Below are 18,423 nucleotides of genomic sequence, written 5' to 3'. Positions count from 1 at the left end.
AACCAATGATGAAAAAAATCTTAAAAGGAATCTTTTTTCTTGTTTTAGGAACAGGAAAGCTATTTTCACAGGAAAGTCCCGAAGCCAGGGAATCCAAAGAAGGAAGACTTGATTTTACCGCCAACATTCAGAATAATCATTTATGGAGAGGGCTTATTATTACTGATAAACCTGTCGTAATGGGAAATCTTTCCTATGCTCTGGATGCGGAAAAGAAATGGAAGGTAGGAATCTGGGGAGCTTCTGCATTAGCGGATGATAAAGACAACACCCATTATAAAGAGATCAATTATTATGTTCAATATTCTGACGGTCGTTTTTATATTGGATTATGGGATCTTTATAACTCCAGAAACATCAATACTGCAGTAGCTGCAGATGATATTTTCAGTTATTCGCAGAAAAGAACTGCTCATATTATTGATTTAAGAACCAACTATACTTTCGGACCGTCATTCCCGATCAATATTGAGGCTGATATCATGCTGTATGGGGGTGCCAATGCAGGAGAAGTAATTCTGGAAGCTGATGGAAGTTACAAAAAGAACAGATATTCTACTTATGTACAGGCAAGTTATCCTGTTATTAAGGGACAGAAAGTCAATCTGGATGCATTTGTAGGAGCCGGGTTTGCGCTCAATGATAAAACGTTCTTATATGGCAATGGCAAAAACAGCTTTGACATCGTAAATGTAGGTTTGAAAGCCGGAAAATTGGTTAAGATTACTGATCATTACAGCCTTCCGGTATCCATGATGGCGATGTGGAATCCATCCAATAAGTTTGCAAGGATTCAGCTTGCTGCAACTGTTTTTTAATCTGATTTTAACTCATTATAGAAAGCCACTTCTTTTGGGAGTGGCTTTATTGTTATAAAAAAACTTTCAGTGAAAGAGATTTTGTACAACGCATCATTTAAACAACCGTGTTTTTACGGTGAATGTTTTTGCTTAAAAATCTTTACTTTTGAAAAAAATATCTATGAAAAAATTTTTCAGTGTAATGATTCTGTGTATCAGTATTTTTACGTGGGCACAGCAGACAGAGCTTCCTTTTATCGGATACAGGGCTTTTGACATTCTGAAAGGATATAGCGGCACCGGTACTCCTCATTATTATCTGGATGTAAAAAATAATGGTGATGTATATTTTGGATATGTCCAGATCAATCAGGCTAGCGGAGAAGAAACCACGGAAGAAATCAATGCAGGGAAATATGCTCCTAATAAGGTCATGAAAGTGGTCTTTAAAAAATATGAGGAAACGTTTTTCCTGAAATTTGATAAAGATAAAATCTACCTTACCGATGAAAAGGGAAATGTTAAAAACCTTGAAGGCTGCTGCTCATCTTCTGACAGCATCAAAAAAGAAACCTGTACCTGCGAGAGCGAATTTTTTAAGTAGTACAATTATATAGAGAGAAAGCCACTCCATCAGGGGTGGTTTTCTTGTTGTGGAAAACCACCCCGTCAAATTATAAATTTGCCACCCCTCCGGAGGAGAGGAATCGTTATACAACCTACTGCATTTGAACAAATCATACTACATCAATACAATATTTTTTGCTTATTACCTTTAATCACCGGGATTTTACGGTTTATATTCTGCCAAAATATCTTTAATTTTGAAGGGTGATTTACACCAATGAAACATTTAAAGATTTTATTTCTATTTCTTCTTTTCCTTATTGCATCATGCAGCAGGAAAGAGAATCATCCTTACACGTTTTATTACTGGAAAACCAAACTGAAGCTTGATAATGCAGAAAAGAAAGCACTGGAGAAAGCTACGATTCCTTATTTGTACACCAGATTTTTTGACGTAGATAAGGTGAATGGGAAATTTCAACCTGTTGCAGTAATTACCAAAGACCCAAGTTTTCAGACAGACAAACAGATTGTTCCTACGGTTTTCATTACCAATCAGACCTTGCTGGGCATTTCTGCAGAAGAGATCAGATTTCTGGCAGAAAGCATTCATCTTTTAATTCAGAAGAAAGCAATAGAATATCAACTGAAAACCAGCAATGAAATTCAAATTGACTGTGACTGGACTGCGGGAACACGGAATGATTATTTTAAATTTCTGAAAGAACTCAAAAGAATTTCCGGAAAAGAAATTACCTGTACCCTTCGCCTTCATCAGGTGAAAGATAAAAAGCAGACAGGAATTCCTCCCGTAGGAAAAGTATATCTGATGTGCTACTCTACTTCATCGCCTCTTGAAAACTCTGACAAGAATTCTATCCTGGATGTAAATATTCTGAGAAGCTATCTTTCAAAAATGGAAGATTACCCTATCAAAAATGTTGAAGTGGCACTTCCTATATATTCATGGGGAATTGTCACCAATCATTTAGGAAAACACAGACTTATTAATGCCTTATCGAAAAGAGATCTGGAAAACTCCAGTTTCAAAAAGATTTCAGATCACGAAGTTGAAGTCATGAAAGACGGCTTCTACTTTGGAAGTTATTTGAATAAAGGTTTCAAAATAAAGGCAGAGGAAATATCTGAAGAACAGCTTAACGATGTCATTGTATTTTTACAGAAAAAAATCCCGCATTTTAATATCATTTATTATCAATTAGATAGTAAATTTGTGTCAGACCGGAAATTTTAAACTCCTGGAGAGAGACACCTGCCAGAACACTGCCATCATACAATATTAAAACTAAAAAAACACTGCACACCCTATGAAAAAGTATATTCTTTCACTTGCGGTTGTATCACTTTTCTATACACAATCTGACGCCTGCGCGTGGTCAGATCCTGATTATGATTACTTCAACCTTTTTACGCAAACCATCATCAAAGACAAGGCTTATCTTCCCTTCCTGCACAATTATTCAAGCAGATTTTATGGAGGATATAATTCTGCATTGATTCCTGATGATAATGTTGAAACGTGGAAAAAGTTTTTTAACAATCAGCTCAGTTATTCCGAAACCCAGAATCTGGTGTATAAGATCAGTATGAACGACCTGAATGCTTTAAAGAACGGAAATCCAACCAACCCTCTTTTACAAAAGCTAGGCACCGGATTTTACCAGAAATATAAGGAAGGTATTGATTATTTGATTGAAGCCAAGTATCTTGAGCCTTATATGAGCATCAATTATATAGAAAGTGAAAACTCATTCTATTACGACAGGGATGCCAACAGAAAAAATGCTACTGCTCTTGATTACCATAAAACAATTGCAGCCTTAACCTCTCTGCACAATGCAGCAAGAAATCCGGAAATCAAACAGCGTTACGGATATCAGCTGGTACGTCTGAATCATTATACAAGAAATTACGATTCTGCAGTACAGGCTTTCAAAACATATGTTGCATCCATCAAACTGAAAGGAACGGTCTACTTCATGTCTCTGGACCAATTGGCAGGAGCTCAAAGAGGACTGGAAATGAACAGTGATGCCAACTGGAACTTTTTTCAGGTATTCATGAACAGTAAAGACCGTAAGGAATCTGCTTTTGTTTCGATGAAACTTTCAGACACTGCCTCTTTCAGCAATATCATGAAAAGAGCCAATACGAATGAAGAAAAGAATATGGCTTACTTCCTTCTGGGTTATGAAGATTTCAACAATCCTATTCCGATGATGGAAAAGATGTATGAAATTGATCCAGATTCCGAGATTCTGAAGGTAATGGCTGCCAGAAGTATCAACGAGCTTGAAAGAAGCTATCTGCCTACCTATTACTACACTTCAGACGCTCAAAAAGCAACTACGAAAGAAAATTCAACGGATAACACCTCAAAAGAGACATCTGCAGATTCAACCAAAACTGAGGTGAAAGAAGAAAAGCTTTCTTTCTGGCAGAAAATTGTAAGGTTTTTTAAAAATCTTTTCGGTGGTTCTAAATCTGATAAAACAGGTAATAACGTTAAAGCTGATCAAAGTGATGATGAGCTGTTCAGTAATCCGGACAGAATCCCCTTTTATAACAGAACGGCTTATTATTACGATGAAAAAACACAGGATTTCCTTGACAGTCTGGAAAAATTCACCGATAAAACAAAGGAAAAGTCTAAGGATGAGTACTGGCAGATTGCAGACGCTTATCTTAAGTTTTTAAAGAAAGACTATAAAGAAAGTTCTGAAATTCTGAATGACATCAAAACGACCAATCCGGAATATCTGGAAGAGATCAAAAGAATGAAAGTTCTGAACGATATTGTTTCCCAGCCTAAAATTGATGCAGACTATGAAGACCATCTGATGAAAGAGTATGCAGAATACTTTGTAGAAAAAAAGGTAGAGAAAGATACAGCCACTACAGATAATTTCGATTATTATGGTGAAGTACCTTCAACGGCAGATTTCCTTAAGGATGTTATTGCGAACCGTTACTTCCTTCAGGGAGAGGATGGAAAATCATTCCTGATGAATAACAAACTTTCAGATTTGCAGTACAACCCGAACTCCAGCCTGGTAAAAAGCGTGGAAGAGTTTTACAGGAAACCAAATAAAACCCAGTTTGAGCAGCAGATCATCGCCAAAAACATGGACAGCGTAGGTAATATTGATGCCTTCTTCAATACCATTTATGGAGACAGAGCCATGAGACTTGCCAATTTTGAAAAAGCAAAAGCTTATTATGAAAAAGCAAAAAGCTTTGCGGGTATCCCCAGACAAAATTATGAATGGACAGAAAAGAATGGGCAAACCATCACTCCAAAACAATACGCTCCTGCAGAATACGACGGATTCAAAAATATTTCAAATCTTGTATTCGGACATAATGTATGGGAAAGTTTCGGAAGCCCTGATACCGAAAGTATGAAAGCGGAAAATTACGCTGATTTCCCATTCATCAAAACAAGTATGAATAAACTTGAGCTGGCAGACGCTTTGATTCAGTTGAAAAAGATCGGAAACGGTACAGGTGAAAAAGCGGCAAAAGCCAATCAGCTGATCGGAAACTTATTGTATAATACTTCTATTTTAGGATATTACCGCGAATTGTTTGTTATGGATATCGACAACAGCAATGGTGGTAAATATGATTTCTGGAATACAGACAGAAAGAATCCTTATAAGTATTATTATAAAAACTTCCTTGATACTTCTTATATTGAACCTGATAATTTTGACCTTTCCATCAATTATTATCAAAAGGCGCTTAAGCTTTCCAATAATAAAGAAGAAAAAGCTAGAATCCTATTCCAGATGGCAAGTGCTGAACAAGGCAAATATTATCAATATGAAGCCAAGGCACCCAAGGATTTTGATTATTCTGATCCGAAATGGTCTGAAAAAGAAGATGCCAGACAAAAAGAAATGGACAATCTTAAAAACCAGAAGTACAGAACTTATTTTGCTCAGCTGAAGGCTCAGTATTCTGACACTGAAACTACCCGAAATCTGATGGGAAGCTGTAGTTATTTCAACTATTTTATGAGATAAGACAAACCATAAAAAAACCTCTGAATGATCAGAGGTTTTTTATTTTGATGGATGACCTGATTATTTTTTAACAAACTTAGTTGTACTCTTTTCTTCTTTATTATTGATGGTAATAAAGTAGATTCCTTTCACAAGAGTTTTTAGATTAATTTTGCCGTCTCCAATAGTTCCCCTGGCAATGATCTGCCCCGGAGCACTGAAAATTTCATAAGAAGCGCTTGAAGAAACATTTGTGACGTTCAATACATCTTCTGCAGGGTTTGGATAGATCTTAACAGATTTCACATTCCCGGCTTCAGAAACTGCCAATAAACCGGATACGGTAGCCTGCTTCACAGCATAGAAAACATTTCCAATAGCAGAGACTCTCAGGTGAATCGTTTTTCCAGCTAAAGATGCCGGGATAAAAACATTCGCTGATCCGTTATTGGGAACTGATGCAGCCAGGTCATTCCAGGTTGCTCCGCCATCTGTTGTATAATCAATTTTTACGTTAGCTACATTATATGGAGCAGCTGTTGTTCCGGAAACAGTCCATGCAATTGCAGAGTTCACATTAGGTGTCAATGATGTTGTGTTTACAGTAAATGCCGCTGCAGAACCTACTACAATAGTTTGTGTGGCATAAGCTGTCTGGGCCTGCCCTCCTGGTTTGTTATCTCTTACCGTCACGCGGAAGTTTGTAATTCTTGCAACGGTACTAGCTGCTTCAAAATCTGCTGCTTTTTTTACTGCTCCTCCCAAGACCGTTGACAGCTTAGGAAAATATCTGGTAGGATTTGCAGCAGGTGCCCAGGATCTGAAATTGGCTCCAGTTGATGTACTACCTATAGCTGAAGCTCCAGTACTTGCACTCGATGATTTACCAATACCATCAACTAGTAAACTGGAATTTACCTGTTCCCAGCAGTAGGTTAGGGCATCACCGTCCGGATCTGTTGCTGATGCAGTCAGCACAAATGCGGTAGATTTCGGTATGGTATAAGTTGTATTCATGGCAGCTACAACTGGTGGATTATTGGTGATAGGTGTTTCCACATCAGCAGTTACTGCAGCAAGATTGGTCTGCACCTGGTCAATGCTTACGCTATGGAAATAGGCATCAGAATGTTGCTGAACATCTGTATTGGTCCCTGTAATTCCGGCATAGCCCATAATGGTAGATCCCGATCCTGGTTCCACATAGGTATTAGAGCCTGTTTCTTCATCATAACTGAAGGTATGATTATCCCCCAACTGATGTCCCATTTCATGCGCTACATAATCTATGTCGAAGTTATCTCCCTGTGGTATACCGTCTGCAGGAGATGTAAAACCGCTTCCTTTGTAGTTCTCCGGGTATGTATAAGCATAATAATTCCCTGCAGCATCCTGGCAATCACTTTGTGCAACGGTATAAGAAGTCGCGCTGATATCATTACTTCCAATACAGCCAATACAGCCTGCATTTCCACCACCACCTGTAGCGCCGAACAAGTGTCCTATATCAAAATCAGCATCTGTAACACCATACGCTCCTCCATGCAATGCATTCATCAATTCATAATTCCATTTACACATAAGGTCAGAGGTACTGTAAGGATCAGTAGATGCATTGGTAAAGATCAGATCCGGAGCATTGATTGCATTAACATGTACATTAAATTCTTTTTCAAATACACCGTTTACTCTTGATAAAGTAGCATTAATCTGGGTAAGTGCACCGGCAATACCACCAAAATAAGCAGTGTATTCACCTGTCACAGACATCGCTAATCTTAAGGTATGAAAAGTTTTATTACCAGATTTTGCTGCACTACCTGCATTTTTCATTTTTTGAAGATTGGCAACAGATTCTTTATCTTCTTTGGTAGAGCAGGCAAATGCATGTCCGCTTTTATTAGTCTTTCCATGTACGGAATAATAAGACCTATCAGACGTTGCTGGTTCTATAAATTCATATTGGCCGTCGGCACCAATAATCATAGACTGAAAATCATTGGGAGCAACACTGAACCTGATATATTTGGTTGGATCATCCACTCCGATCCCAACATAGGAACCCAACTGGTATTTGTTAGCCAGAGTTTCATCCATTACCGGAAAGCTGTTGACTGTAAATTTCTCTATTTTCCCATCAAGAGTAGGAATATTAATGGTGATGGGAGAACCTTCGCCTATTTTAGAAGCTCTTAGCAGCTGTGTCCTTATCTGGCTAATATCAAGCTGGTAGTAAACAGAATGATCACTCTTTTTTATTATTTTTTGTTGAGGCAGCCCTCTGTTCCATTGGGCATTTGCAGATATTGCCAACAGGAATACCGGCAAACAAAATAATTTTGTTTTCATATGTTTTTTTAATAAAAGTAGATATTTATCAAAAAAAACACTAAAAGCATGGCGGAAAATTAAAAATAACCATTAAAAACACCATAATATGAATAGAAAAATTAAGAATATATCACAATATTTCACATATTCTGAAAATTTTTAATTAATCCTTTTTTTGTTTCTGTATCCATTCTTCATGTTTTCTTTTGAAGAATTCATATTTATAGTCATGGTTTCTTTCCGCAGCATCAATAGAATGAGAAGTATGAATATCCGTCTCTTTTTTGGCCAGATGTCCTAGTCTTTCATAATAAACGTGAAGCTGATCAAGTTCTTCTTCTGTAAGGTCTTCAATATCCACAATACGATTGCTTGCTTTTTCATGAGCAGCTATAAGTTCATTCAGCTTAATCTGTATCGCTTTGGAGTCTTTATTCTGCGCTTTCTGAATCAAAAATACCATCAGAAAGGTAATGATGGTAGTTCCGGTATTGATCACCAGCTGCCAGGTTTCGGAATAATCAAAGAAAGGTCCGGTTACTGCCCATATTACTACAATAATAAAAGCTCCTATAAAAGCATATGGACTTCCTGTAAATTTTACAGCCCAGTTTGAAAATTTTTCAAAAAAACTATGGCTTTTTTTCCCATAACCGTCATTTTATAGATTGATTAAATGTATAAAATTAACAGGAATCCGGAATAATAAATACTAAAAAACATTAAGACAAAAGTTCTGTCTTAATGTTCTTTGAATTAAAATTGATATGAATGATTGAAACTAAATTATTTTATTTTTCCTGAGAAATGCTTTTCAAGATTTTGTTTTTCTTCTGCTATCATACTCTTTCCGACCTGTCCAGGTGAAAAATTTTTTGGATAAGAGGTATTGTACCAATGATCTTTCCAGGGAGAAATATTACCCCATGAATATATACTTCTGGGATTTGTGTAATGTCTTTCTATATTTTCTCTTGCTGTTTTCAGTTCCTCTTCAGACAGATGTTCTTCGGAACATGAAGTTAAACCGGCAATGGCAATAAATACTAAAAATACTATTCTGGCAATTTTCATAATAATTTTTTTGTGTTAGAATTTATAGTTTACCTGTACAGCAAAGTTTCTTGGCTGGATCTGATCAATATATCCGCCTCTGAAATAAGAGTTATATCCTACGGAATCAAAAATATTATTGAAGAATCCTCTTAATCCTAATCCATTTTTGAAGGAATATCCTATTTGGGCATCTACCGTAGTATACTGTGGCATAAAGAAAGGTTTTTCTCCAGGCTGAGTTCCGTTCACATGACCGTTTTCTGTATTGGTATATTTCTGTTTATAATCATCTACTGGTCTTTCTCCAACAAAATAAATTCCGGCTCCTACGTCAAGACCTGTAAGAATCCCCTTATCGAATTTATAATTCAACCATGCATTAGCAGAATGTTTAGGAGTATTAATAGGTGCTGAACCGTTCACAAATGAAGGACTGTCTTTATACTGTGCATCTACATAGGCCCATCCGGTCATTACCTGTAGGTTGGGAAGAATTTTACCTATCAACTCCACTTCTACACCTTGTCTTTTTAGGTTACCTGCAAGTGCATATTTCCCTGTAGGGTTTCCACCATCAAGAAGTTCATATGATAAATTATCCGTATTGATATCAAAAACGGTTACATTAAATCTCAATCTTTCATTCAGCCAGTCGGACTTAATTCCAGCCTCCCATTGTTTTGTAGTGGAAGCTCCAACAGTTCCACCGGTAAACAATACGTTATTGGAACTTCTCAACGCTGTAGTACTTGTATAGGAACCAAAGATGTTCATATTTTCAATCGGAGAAATCATAATTCCCAATGAAGGGTTCCATGCGTAGTCTTTTTCCTTATCCGAACCGATGAGTCTGCTATAACGAACTCCTAAATGAGCCTTTATATATTTGTTGAACGTAATAACATCCTGTGCCATTAATCCCATAGTAGGAGCTACCGTATTGATTGCATTAGCTGTTGACAAGTCTATATTAACTCCGGCAGGCAGGATATTGTTGATTTCATTCAGAACATTGATCTGGTCAACATCTTTTGCTTTATATGAAGTTGTAGTAACGTTAGATTCTTTCCAGTCAAAACCTACCTGGAAAGTATGTTTCATGAGCCCTGTCATTACATCAGCACCAATAAAATCAAATTGAAATACCTTATTTAAATCTTCCCTGTCAGATCTTGTTAATGTTCTGTTACGGAATTCTGTCGGATTATCTCTCTTTAGAGGTGCCAGGGCTGCACCTACAATTTCGGTCTGATAAGATGAGCTCATATAAGCCGCTCTTACCTTCAATTTTTCAGTCAGTTTTCGTGTAACAGTTGTTGAAAAGTTGAATGTTTCAGTCTTTGCTTTATCTGTAGAAAAACCAAGGAATTTTCTACCTGGCATTCTGTATATTGCTTCTGTATCTCCCTTGGCAAGGTTTACAGTTCCTCTATCTGGTGTTGTATTGTTATGCATATAATCCATTTCCACTACAATCTCCGTTTTATCATCCGGACGAATGGCAATAGATGGATTTACATAAATACGTTCTGTATTAATAAATCTTCTGAAGCTGTTATTATTTTGGTAAGCAGCATTTAGTCTCACTGCAACTTTCCCCTGAGAATCTAGTACTCTCTGAAAATCGACTGTTGGTCTATAGAAATCCCAGCTTCCATATCTGAAACCTACATTAGTCTGGTTGATAAATTTGGGTACTTTAGTTACCACATTTATCACTCCACCTGCAGAGCCTAGACCATCTCCTATTCCTTGTGTAACGGCAGCAGAACCTTTAATTATCTGAATACTTTCTATTCCCTGCATATCGGTAAGCATTCCTGCAGTACGGAAATCAGAATCCATCTGGACTCCATTTTTTAAAACGGGTACTCCTCTGTATCCTCTGATAGACATACTTTCTCTGGTCCCTCCATAGCTGCCGAACTGAGTTACTCCCGGAACATTCTTTGCTACATCAGTAACCGTCAGCCCTCCAAGGTCTTCAATTACTTTATGCGAGATTACGGAAATACTCTGAATCTGGTCTCTGGTTTTTAAAGGCAATCTTGTGATTGCTTCCAAACCTTGCGGTTGCTTTTTTCTTTCACCGAATAATTCTACTTCATCAATTTCTTTCGACTTTTTGATAGAATCGTTAACTTTCTGTGCATTTACAAAAACCCCACCCAATACAAGCAGAGAAAAGGATACTACTTTATTCATCTGATAATTTTTTGCAAAATTATTATTTTTATTAATTCTAAATAAATAAAATAATGTGACATATGTCACCATAAAAAGCCCAGCCAATATCAGATTATTAACCTAGTTCACAGACTCTTTAAGATCCCCGAATGGATTATCTGTATTATTAAGACAAAACCCATGAAGATCTTTTATCATTATAGAAAGTACAATGCAAAAAAAGCCGATTTGATAAAATACAAACCGGCTTTTCTATTAATTTTTTAAAAGTCATAGTTATAAAAAAAATCCGTCCCTGAAAAGGAACGGATTGTATAATCATTGCAAAGTATGCATTTATCACACTTTAATTTCAACGTCTACACCTGAAGGAAGTTCTAATTTCATTAGAGCATCAACAGTCTTAGAAGAAGAAGAGTAGATATCCATTAGTCTCTTGTGAGCTGAAAGTTGGAACTGCTCTCTTGCTTTCTTGTTTACGTGCGGAGATCTCAACACTGTGAAGATTCTCTTATTCGTTGGTAATGGAATAGGACCGTTTACAACAGCACCAGTAGCCTTTACCGTTTTTACGATTTTCTCAGCAGACTTGTCTACCAAGTTGTAATCGTAAGATTTTAGTTTTATTCTGATTCTTTGTGACATTTCTTTAATTTAAAAATTAACCTTTTGCTTTAGCTATGATTTCTTCAGCAACGTTTTGTGGAGTAGCCTGGTACTTCTCTAATTCCATAGAAGAAGTAGCTCTTCCTGATGAAAGTGTTCTTAGAGTTGTTACATATCCAAACATTTCAGAAAGTGGAACAGAACCTTTGATTACAACAGCTCCGTTTTTCTCTTCCTGCCCACTGATAGTACCTCTTCTCTTGTTAAGGTCACCAATGATGTTACCCATATATTCTTCCGGAGTTACAACTTCCAGTTTCATAATAGGCTCCATAATTACTGGCTTAGCAGCACGTCCCGCTTCTTTAAATCCTAATTTAGCAGCCATTTCAAATGAAAGAGCATCAGAATCCACCGCGTGGAAAGATCCATCTTTAAGAACCACTTTAATACCTTCAACTTCGAAACCAGCCAATGGACCGTTCTTCATTGCAGCTTTAAATCCTTTTTCAATTGCAGGAACGAATTCTCTAGGAACGTTACCACCTTTGATCTCATTGATGAATTCTAAACCAACTTTACCTTCGTCTGCAGGTCCTAGTTCAAATACAATGTCAGCAAATTTACCTTTACCTCCAGATTGCTTTTTGTAAACTTCTCTGTGGCTGGCAACTTTTGTTAAGTTTTCTTTGTACTCTACCTGAGGTTGTCCCTGGTTTACTTCAACCTTGAACTCTCTCTTCATACGGTCTACAATGATATCTAAGTGAAGCTCACCCATACCAGAGATGATCGTTTGTCCAGAAGCTTCGTCAGTTCTAACAGTAAACGTTGGATCTTCTTCAGCCAATTTAGCTAGAGCGTTACCCATTTTATCCTGGTCAGCTTTAGTTTTAGGCTCAACAGCGATACCGATTACCGGATCAGGGAAAACCATCGATTCAAGAACGATTGGGTTTTTCTCATCACACATCGTATCACCAGTTTTGATAGACTTGAATCCTACCGCAGCACCAATATCACCCGCTTCAATATATTCTACCGGGTTTTGCTTGTTAGCGTGCATCTGATAGATTCTTGAGATTCTTTCTTTATCTCCTGAACGGGAGTTCAAGATATAAGAACCTGCATCAAGTCTTCCAGAGTAAGCTCTGAAGAATGCTAATCTTCCCACGAACGGGTCAGTAGCAATCTTAAATGCTAAAGCTGCGAAAGGCTCATCTACAGATGGCTTTCTTGTAATTTCAGCGTCTGTTCTTGGATCAGTACCTTTGATATCATCTTTATCCAATGGAGAAGGTAGGTATTTACATACTGCATCCAACATAAACTGTACTCCTTTATTCTTGAATGAAGAACCACAAGTCATTGGGATAATAGATAAATCGATAGTAGCAGCTCTCAATGCAGCATTGATTTCTTCTTCTGTAATTGAATCCGGATCTTCGAAGAATTTCTCCATCAAAGTTTCGTCATACTCAGAAACAGCTTCTACAAGTTTCTCTCTATATTCAAGAACTTCATCTTTCATATCTTCAGGAATTGGCACTACTTCGAAAGTAGCTCCTTGTCCTGCTTCATCCCAGATGATCGCTCTGTTTTTAATTAAGTCAACAACTCCTTTGAAATCTTCTTCAGCACCGATTGGTAAAACAATTGGAACTGCGTTAGATCCTAACATTTCTTTAACCTGGTTTACCACGTTAAGGAAGTCAGCACCTTGTCTGTCCATTTTGTTTACGAATCCCATTCTTGCAACTTTGTAGTTGTCAGCAAGTCTCCAGTTTGTTTCAGACTGAGGCTCTACTCCATCTACTGCAGAGAATAAGAATACCAATCCATCCAATACTCTTAAAGATCTGTTTACCTCTACTGTGAAGTCAACGTGTCCCGGTGTATCAATGATGTTGAAGTGGTAAGGTTTAGTTTCTGGTAAAGCTTTTCCTTGATCTGTTGGAAAGTTCCAAGAACAAGTGGTAGCTGCAGAAGTAATAGTAATACCTCTTTCTGCTTCCTGCTCCATCCAGTCCATTGTAGAAGCACCATCGTGAACCTCTCCAATTTTGTGGTTTACCCCTGTATAGAATAGAATCCTTTCTGTAGTGGTAGTCTTACCTGCGTCAATGTGAGCAGCGATACCAATATTTCTTGTAAATTTAAGATCTCTTCCCATTTCAGATTAGAATTTGAAGTGTGAGAAAGCCTTGTTAGCTTCCGCCATTTTGTGAGTATCAGATTTCTTTTTGAAAGCAGCACCTTCTTCTCTTGAAGCAGCTACAACTTCGTTAGCTAATTTCAAAGCCATAGACTTATCATTTCTAGCTTTAGAATACTTGATTAACCATTTCATTGCCATAGAAATCTTTCTGTCAGCTCTGATTGGCATAGGGATCTGGAAGTTAGCTCCACCTACTCTTCTAGAACGTACTTCTACGTGAGGCATTACATTTGTAAGTGCATCTTTCCAGATTTCAAGTGCAGTTTTTTCGTTATCTCCTTTTTTAGTTTCTACGATATCTAATGCATCATAGAAAATTTTGAATGCGATTGACTTCTTACCGTCAAGCATTAAGTTGTTTACGAATCTCGTTACCAATTGATCATTAAATTTCGGATCTGGTAACAACGGTCTTTTTTTCGCTTTTGTCTTTCTCATTGCTTTTGTACCTTATTTAATGATTATTTTTTCTTTCCTTTTGCAGGAGCAGCAGCTGCTTGTCCTGGTTTAGGTCTCTTAGCTCCGTACTTAGATCTTCTCTGAGTTCTTCCATTTACACCAGCTGTGTCTAATGCACCTCTTACGATGTGGTAACGTACTCCCGGTAGGTCTTTCACCCTTCCGCCTCTAACCAATACTATCGAGTGCTCTTGAAGATTGTGTCCTTCGCCCGGGATATAGGCATTAACTTCTTTACCGTTAGAAAGTCTTACCCTTGCTACTTTTCTAAGTGCAGAGTTAGGTTTCTTCGGTGTAGTTGTATATACTCTCGTACATACACCACGTCTTTGTGGACAAGAATCAAGGGCAGCCGATTTGCTCTTCTTGGCAAGCGTGGCTCTTCCTTTTCTTACTAATTGTTGAATAGTAGGCATTTAATTGCTTTTTATTTTAGGGTGCAAAAATAGTAATATTTTTTTAATCTGCAAACACTTATATAAAAATTAAAATCAAATACTTACATCGAAAATAGAAGACGTTTCGATATAACATTCAAAGAAGTATAATATACATAAGGAAAAGAGATAGAAAAGAAACTTTTTTCCAAGCTTAAAAAATGGGTATTAAATAATTATGAATTTATAATTCTAAATCAGATCTGTAAATCATAATCACATACCCGATATATCCAAACTATATTTAAAAACTTTCTTATAGTTATGATCTATGAATAATCCAACGAGTTCGGCACGATATTTCGTAAATTTGGGATATACAATGATAAACACAGCAATCATCATTAAAAAGCTTCATATTCTACTGAATCGAAGTGGTGATTGTATCACAATTTAAAAATAAATATATACATATGAAAAACGCAAGTATTATCGGTCTTAAAGAAGCCGACTGTAAAAACATCTCAGAAAAATTAAATGTACTATTAGCTAACTATTCAGTATTCTACCAGAACACAAGAGGTTCTCACTGGAATATTAAAGGTGATCAGTTCTTCACCCTTCACCCGAAGTTTGAGGAATTGTACAATAGCCTGGTCTTAAAGATTGATGAGATTGCAGAAAGAATCCTTACGTTAGGAGCTACTCCTGCACATAATTATTCAGATTACTTAAAGGTAGCAACCATTAAAGAAAGTAAAGAAGTAACGGACGGTACCAAAAGTGTGGAACAGATTCTAAGTTCATTCAAAGTAGTAATTGACCTGCAGAGAGAACTTTTAGATATCACAGATAAAGCAGGAGACGAAGGTACGAATTCGCAGATGAGCGACTATATCACCGAGCAGGAGAAAGAAGTTTGGATGTACAATTCCTATCTTGGAAAATAACTCCATCCATAAGCATGGAAATATTTCAAAAAAATCGCCTTACATTTAGGCGATTTTATTTTTTATTTTTATATTTGCGTTAAAATTACACATATTATGAGCGACGTCAGATTAAACTCTATCCTTGATAATGATTTCTATAAAATAACCATGCAGAATGCTGTGGTAAAGCTATTCCCGAGTTCTATCGTAAAATACGAATTTATCAACAGGGGAAAACACCACTTTCCGGAAGGGTTTGACGCTGCTTTAAGAGAAGCTGTCAATAAAATGGCCGAGCTTAAACTTACGAAAGATGAAAAAAAGTTCATGGCAAGAACATGTCCTTATATAGATCTGCCCTATCTTGATTTTTTGGAAGGTTATCACTATGATCCTTCTGAAGTAAAAATCCATCAGGAAGGAGGTGATCTTTCTGTCATTGTTGAAGGGCTTTGGTACAGAACGATTCTTTGGGAAGTTCCACTGCTGGCATTGATCAGTGAACTGCATTACGAAATGAACCACATGGAAAGAGATTCCAACGAGGTGGTAATGAGCAAAACGATAGAAAAAGCAGATTCATTGGGCAGACTTGGAGTAACATTTGCAGAATTTGGAACGAGAAGAAGACACTCTTATAAGGTACAAAATCTGGTGATGGAAGCTTTAACCCAGAAAAAAGAGTCTACTTTTATCGGAAGTTCAAACGTACATTTTGCGATGAAATACGGTGTAAAACCTATCGGAACGCATGCTCATGAATGGTTTATGTTCCATGCTGCCGAATATGGATTCAAAATGGCCAATGAGTTGGCACTGGAACATTGGGTAGATGTTTACAGAGGTGATCTTGGAGTAGCTTTGTCTGATACTTATACCACAGATGTATTTTTCCAGCAGTTTGACAAAAAATTTGCTAAGCTTTTTGATGGCGTTCGTCATGATAGTGGAGATGCTCTGGAATTTGCAGATAAAACCATTGCTCACTATCAAAGAAATGGGATCAATCCGATGTTTAAATATATTATTTTTTCAGATGCATTAAATCTTGAAAAAGTAGAGGAAATTACCAATTATTGCAGAGGAAAAATTGGCATCTCATTCGGAATCGGCACCAACCTTACCAATGATGTGGGATTGAAGCCCATGAATATTGTAATGAAACTTATTGGTGTACAAGCTCCCAATAAAGAATGGATTCCTACAGTAAAACTTTCCGATGAGCATGGTAAATATACCGGAGATCCAAAGATGATCGAACTGGCGAAAGAATTTTTAAGAATAAAAGATTAGTAACCTCATCAGAACAATTAGATATAAGCCTCGAAATCATCGAGGTTTTTTAGTTTCATAGTGACATTTGAAATTCAGTTTTCAGAAATCTATAAGGATTTATTATATTTATCAAAATAAAACAAGATGAAATCAAGAACTTTACTACTCGCAGGTCTTCTCCTATCAACATTTTCCTTTGCTCAGGAAAAGAAAGCAGAAAAGCCTAAATACAACCAGGAACTGGCTACTTCTTTAGGTGCTGACAAATATGGGATGAAACCTTATACGATTGTTATGCTGACAACAGGTACCACGAAAATTGAAGACAAAGCTAAAATTAGCGAACTCATGAAAGGGCACATGGCCAATATCGGTAAACTGGCCAATGAAGGCAAAATTTTTGTTGCCGGACCTTTCCTTGAAAAGAATAAGGAAAACTACCGTGGCATGTTTATTTTCAATACCAAATCTAAAGAAGAAGCTGAACAATGGGTAAAAACAGATCCTGCAGTTCAGGCCGGTGTATTCAGCTATGAAATTTTCCCTTGGTACGGCTCTGCAGCGCTGCCATTGTATCTTAAACATCATGATGAAATCTCGAAAGAAAATCCTTAAACAAAACACAGCGCAAATACTATTTGCATTTTTTTCATTATCATTAATGATAAACTGCAAAAAACAACCTCCTATTTTTGAATTTAACATTGAAAAGGTTGACAAAAATATTGTTGATGAACTAAAAACAATAAAATTACCTCCCGCAGGATTATTGTACAGCGATACAATATACGAAGTTTGGAAAACCTGTTCAGGTGAATGGGGTGGTACTGTTTATTTTAAAAATAAAAAATCAGGGAAAATCTACAATGCAACAGCAAGTTGTCCAGTTTCCGTAAATAAAATTAATAATACATATTATCTCTCGAATTCTATGTCACATCTTTCTGGAAATTCTGAAATTCTGCAAATTGCTGATCCTGAAAAGATGGAACAAGTTACAGAAATTCCCGTTCATGGTCGTGGCGTTAGCACAAGAGCATATGAATCTCAATCATTAAAGGGAACAAAAAAAATAGTCGGTTGTTTTGAAACCCTACTTATGTCAAGTTTTGTGTATCAACAAAAACTATATTCAATTTTATCCCATAACGACTCCGGTAAAGTTACAATTTCGGAACTCCGGGGAAATAAATTCTATTCCATACGGGAAATTGACAAAAAGTTTTTTTCTGACAATCCTTTAATTATAAAAAAGTCAGAAACTTATCAGAAAATTTACTTTCAGCAACCCAATCCGGGGATTCTTGAAATTAATAAAAATAAAATCAGATTTATATCTTATACGAAGAGTAAAAAATAAAGGCTACTTTTAAAGCAGCCTCCTTATTTTTTATAAATCAAAACAGATAAATGGTTTTCTTGGCGGATAGCAGCAATAAGGGTTGCTGCAGAATGTGTACCCTGCCGGACATCCCCCATCTACAGGTGCTTCACAGGCTAATGCTGTACCTCCTAAAACAGTCTTTAACTCTTTTCTGTTTAAGCTTTTTAAATTTTTCATGATTAATTTAGTTTAATTTGATTTCC

17 protein-coding genes are annotated in these 18,423 nt (G+C 36.8%); 8 read left to right on the top strand and 9 right to left on the bottom strand.

Going from position 1 to position 18,423, the window contains the following annotated elements:
- The first annotated feature begins 5 nt into the window (after positions 1-5).
- The 4 genes from FFS26_RS10670 to FFS26_RS10655 all read left to right on the top strand — a co-directional run bounded on the left by FFS26_RS10670 (position 6) and on the right by FFS26_RS10655 (position 5,416).
- Positions 6-818, top strand: a complete 813-nt coding sequence (locus FFS26_RS10670; protein ID WP_137905020.1) for a hypothetical protein — start codon at positions 6-8, stop codon at positions 816-818.
- Positions 819-981: 163 nt separating this feature from the next.
- Positions 982-1,404 carry a hypothetical protein gene (locus FFS26_RS10665; RefSeq protein WP_110008544.1) on the top strand — a complete coding sequence of 141 codons (423 nt, stop codon included), beginning with the start codon at positions 982-984 and terminating at the stop codon, positions 1,402-1,404.
- 240 nt (positions 1,405-1,644) lie between these two features.
- The gene (locus FFS26_RS10660) at positions 1,645-2,622 is read left to right on the top strand and encodes a hypothetical protein (RefSeq protein WP_137905019.1); all 978 of its coding nucleotides are present in this window, start codon (positions 1,645-1,647) and stop codon (positions 2,620-2,622) included.
- 73 nt (positions 2,623-2,695) lie between these two features.
- Positions 2,696-5,416 (top strand): hypothetical protein, encoded by a 2,721-nt coding sequence (locus FFS26_RS10655; RefSeq protein WP_137905018.1) that lies wholly within the window; start codon positions 2,696-2,698, stop codon positions 5,414-5,416.
- A gap of 60 nt (positions 5,417-5,476) precedes the next feature.
- On the opposite strand, the gene FFS26_RS10650 is transcribed toward FFS26_RS10655, so the two are convergent.
- The 8 genes from FFS26_RS10650 to rpsL all read right to left on the bottom strand — a co-directional run bounded on the left by FFS26_RS10650 (position 5,477) and on the right by rpsL (position 14,668).
- The gene (locus FFS26_RS10650; RefSeq protein WP_137905017.1) at positions 5,477-7,744 is read right to left on the bottom strand and encodes a zinc-dependent metalloprotease; all 2,268 of its coding nucleotides are present in this window, start codon (positions 7,742-7,744) and stop codon (positions 5,477-5,479) included.
- Between the two features lie 145 nt (positions 7,745-7,889).
- A complete protein-coding gene (locus tag FFS26_RS10645) occupies positions 7,890-8,300 on the bottom strand; it encodes a low affinity iron permease family protein (RefSeq protein ID WP_410493523.1) in 411 nt (136 codons plus the stop codon).
- Between the two features lie 212 nt (positions 8,301-8,512).
- The gene (locus FFS26_RS10640) at positions 8,513-8,800 is read right to left on the bottom strand and encodes a hypothetical protein (protein ID WP_137905016.1); all 288 of its coding nucleotides are present in this window, start codon (positions 8,798-8,800) and stop codon (positions 8,513-8,515) included.
- A 15-nt stretch (positions 8,801-8,815) separates the two neighbouring features.
- The gene (locus FFS26_RS10635) at positions 8,816-10,987 is read right to left on the bottom strand and encodes a TonB-dependent siderophore receptor (RefSeq protein WP_137905015.1); all 2,172 of its coding nucleotides are present in this window, start codon (positions 10,985-10,987) and stop codon (positions 8,816-8,818) included.
- Positions 10,988-11,308: 321 nt separating this feature from the next.
- Positions 11,309-11,614 carry a 30S ribosomal protein S10 gene (rpsJ, locus tag FFS26_RS10630; RefSeq protein WP_002661363.1) on the bottom strand — a complete coding sequence of 102 codons (306 nt, stop codon included), beginning with the start codon at positions 11,612-11,614 and terminating at the stop codon, positions 11,309-11,311.
- Positions 11,615-11,630: 16 nt separating this feature from the next.
- A complete protein-coding gene (gene fusA / locus FFS26_RS10625) occupies positions 11,631-13,748 on the bottom strand; it encodes an elongation factor G (RefSeq protein ID WP_110008538.1) in 2,118 nt (705 codons plus the stop codon).
- A 6-nt stretch (positions 13,749-13,754) separates the two neighbouring features.
- The gene (gene rpsG, locus FFS26_RS10620; protein ID WP_062673583.1) at positions 13,755-14,231 is read right to left on the bottom strand and encodes a 30S ribosomal protein S7; all 477 of its coding nucleotides are present in this window, start codon (positions 14,229-14,231) and stop codon (positions 13,755-13,757) included.
- Between the two features lie 23 nt (positions 14,232-14,254).
- A complete protein-coding gene (gene rpsL, locus FFS26_RS10615) occupies positions 14,255-14,668 on the bottom strand; it encodes a 30S ribosomal protein S12 (protein ID WP_002983146.1) in 414 nt (137 codons plus the stop codon).
- Between the two features lie 434 nt (positions 14,669-15,102).
- On the opposite strand from rpsL, the gene FFS26_RS10610 reads away from it, so the two are divergent.
- The 4 genes from FFS26_RS10610 (at position 15,103) to FFS26_RS10595 (ending at position 18,196) form a co-directional block, all read left to right on the top strand.
- A complete protein-coding gene (locus FFS26_RS10610) occupies positions 15,103-15,579 on the top strand; it encodes a Dps family protein (RefSeq protein ID WP_062673577.1) in 477 nt (158 codons plus the stop codon).
- Between the two features lie 96 nt (positions 15,580-15,675).
- Positions 15,676-16,854: a nicotinate phosphoribosyltransferase gene (gene pncB, locus FFS26_RS10605; protein ID WP_110008537.1), complete on the top strand. Its 1,179-nt coding sequence runs from the start codon at positions 15,676-15,678 to the stop codon at positions 16,852-16,854.
- A gap of 126 nt (positions 16,855-16,980) precedes the next feature.
- Positions 16,981-17,451, top strand: a complete 471-nt coding sequence (locus FFS26_RS10600) for a YciI family protein (protein ID WP_137905014.1) — start codon at positions 16,981-16,983, stop codon at positions 17,449-17,451.
- Positions 17,423-18,196: a hypothetical protein gene (locus FFS26_RS10595; RefSeq protein ID WP_110008535.1), complete on the top strand. Its 774-nt coding sequence runs from the start codon at positions 17,423-17,425 to the stop codon at positions 18,194-18,196. Before FFS26_RS10600 ends, FFS26_RS10595 begins: the two co-directional genes overlap by 29 nt.
- 30 nt (positions 18,197-18,226) lie before the next feature.
- Here FFS26_RS10595 and FFS26_RS22505 read toward each other — a convergent pair whose 3' ends face one another.
- Complete coding sequence (locus FFS26_RS22505; protein ID WP_171006288.1) at positions 18,227-18,397, bottom strand: bacteriocin-like protein; 171 nt, start codon at positions 18,395-18,397, stop codon at positions 18,227-18,229.
- Between the last annotated feature and the right edge of the window lie 26 nt (positions 18,398-18,423).

The sequence above is a fragment of the Chryseobacterium sp. 2VB genome (assembly GCF_005503635.1).
Lineage (GTDB): Bacteria > Bacteroidota > Bacteroidia > Flavobacteriales > Weeksellaceae > Chryseobacterium > Chryseobacterium cupriresistens.
The sequence above is the reverse complement of the archived record's forward strand: the minus strand, read 5'-3'. Positions and strand labels throughout refer to the sequence as shown.

What these genes read in the sequence shown, in the direction of transcription:
- FFS26_RS10670 (WP_137905020.1), top strand. Translation starts at nt 6, where the DNA reads ATGATGAAAAAAATCTTAAAAGGAATCTTTTTTCTTGTTTTAGGAACA.
- FFS26_RS10665 (WP_110008544.1), top strand. Translation starts at nt 982, where the DNA reads ATGAAAAAATTTTTCAGTGTAATGATTCTGTGTATCAGTATTTTTACG.
- FFS26_RS10660 (WP_137905019.1), top strand. Translation starts at nt 1,645, where the DNA reads ATGAAACATTTAAAGATTTTATTTCTATTTCTTCTTTTCCTTATTGCA.
- FFS26_RS10655 (WP_137905018.1), top strand. Translation starts at nt 2,696, where the DNA reads ATGAAAAAGTATATTCTTTCACTTGCGGTTGTATCACTTTTCTATACA.
- FFS26_RS10650 (WP_137905017.1), bottom strand. Translation starts at nt 7,744, where the DNA reads ATGAAAACAAAATTATTTTGTTTGCCGGTATTCCTGTTGGCAATATCT.
- FFS26_RS10640 (WP_137905016.1), bottom strand. Translation starts at nt 8,800, where the DNA reads ATGAAAATTGCCAGAATAGTATTTTTAGTATTTATTGCCATTGCCGGT.
- FFS26_RS10635 (WP_137905015.1), bottom strand. Translation starts at nt 10,987, where the DNA reads ATGAATAAAGTAGTATCCTTTTCTCTGCTTGTATTGGGTGGGGTTTTT.
- rpsJ (WP_002661363.1), bottom strand. Translation starts at nt 11,614, where the DNA reads ATGTCACAAAGAATCAGAATAAAACTAAAATCTTACGATTACAACTTG.
- fusA (WP_110008538.1), bottom strand. Translation starts at nt 13,748, where the DNA reads ATGGGAAGAGATCTTAAATTTACAAGAAATATTGGTATCGCTGCTCAC.
- rpsG (WP_062673583.1), bottom strand. Translation starts at nt 14,231, where the DNA reads ATGAGAAAGACAAAAGCGAAAAAAAGACCGTTGTTACCAGATCCGAAA.
- rpsL (WP_002983146.1), bottom strand. Translation starts at nt 14,668, where the DNA reads ATGCCTACTATTCAACAATTAGTAAGAAAAGGAAGAGCCACGCTTGCC.
- FFS26_RS10610 (WP_062673577.1), top strand. Translation starts at nt 15,103, where the DNA reads ATGAAAAACGCAAGTATTATCGGTCTTAAAGAAGCCGACTGTAAAAAC.
- pncB (WP_110008537.1), top strand. Translation starts at nt 15,676, where the DNA reads ATGAGCGACGTCAGATTAAACTCTATCCTTGATAATGATTTCTATAAA.
- FFS26_RS10600 (WP_137905014.1), top strand. Translation starts at nt 16,981, where the DNA reads ATGAAATCAAGAACTTTACTACTCGCAGGTCTTCTCCTATCAACATTT.
- FFS26_RS10595 (WP_110008535.1), top strand. Translation starts at nt 17,423, where the DNA reads ATGATGAAATCTCGAAAGAAAATCCTTAAACAAAACACAGCGCAAATA.
- FFS26_RS22505 (WP_171006288.1), bottom strand. Translation starts at nt 18,397, where the DNA reads ATGAAAAATTTAAAAAGCTTAAACAGAAAAGAGTTAAAGACTGTTTTA.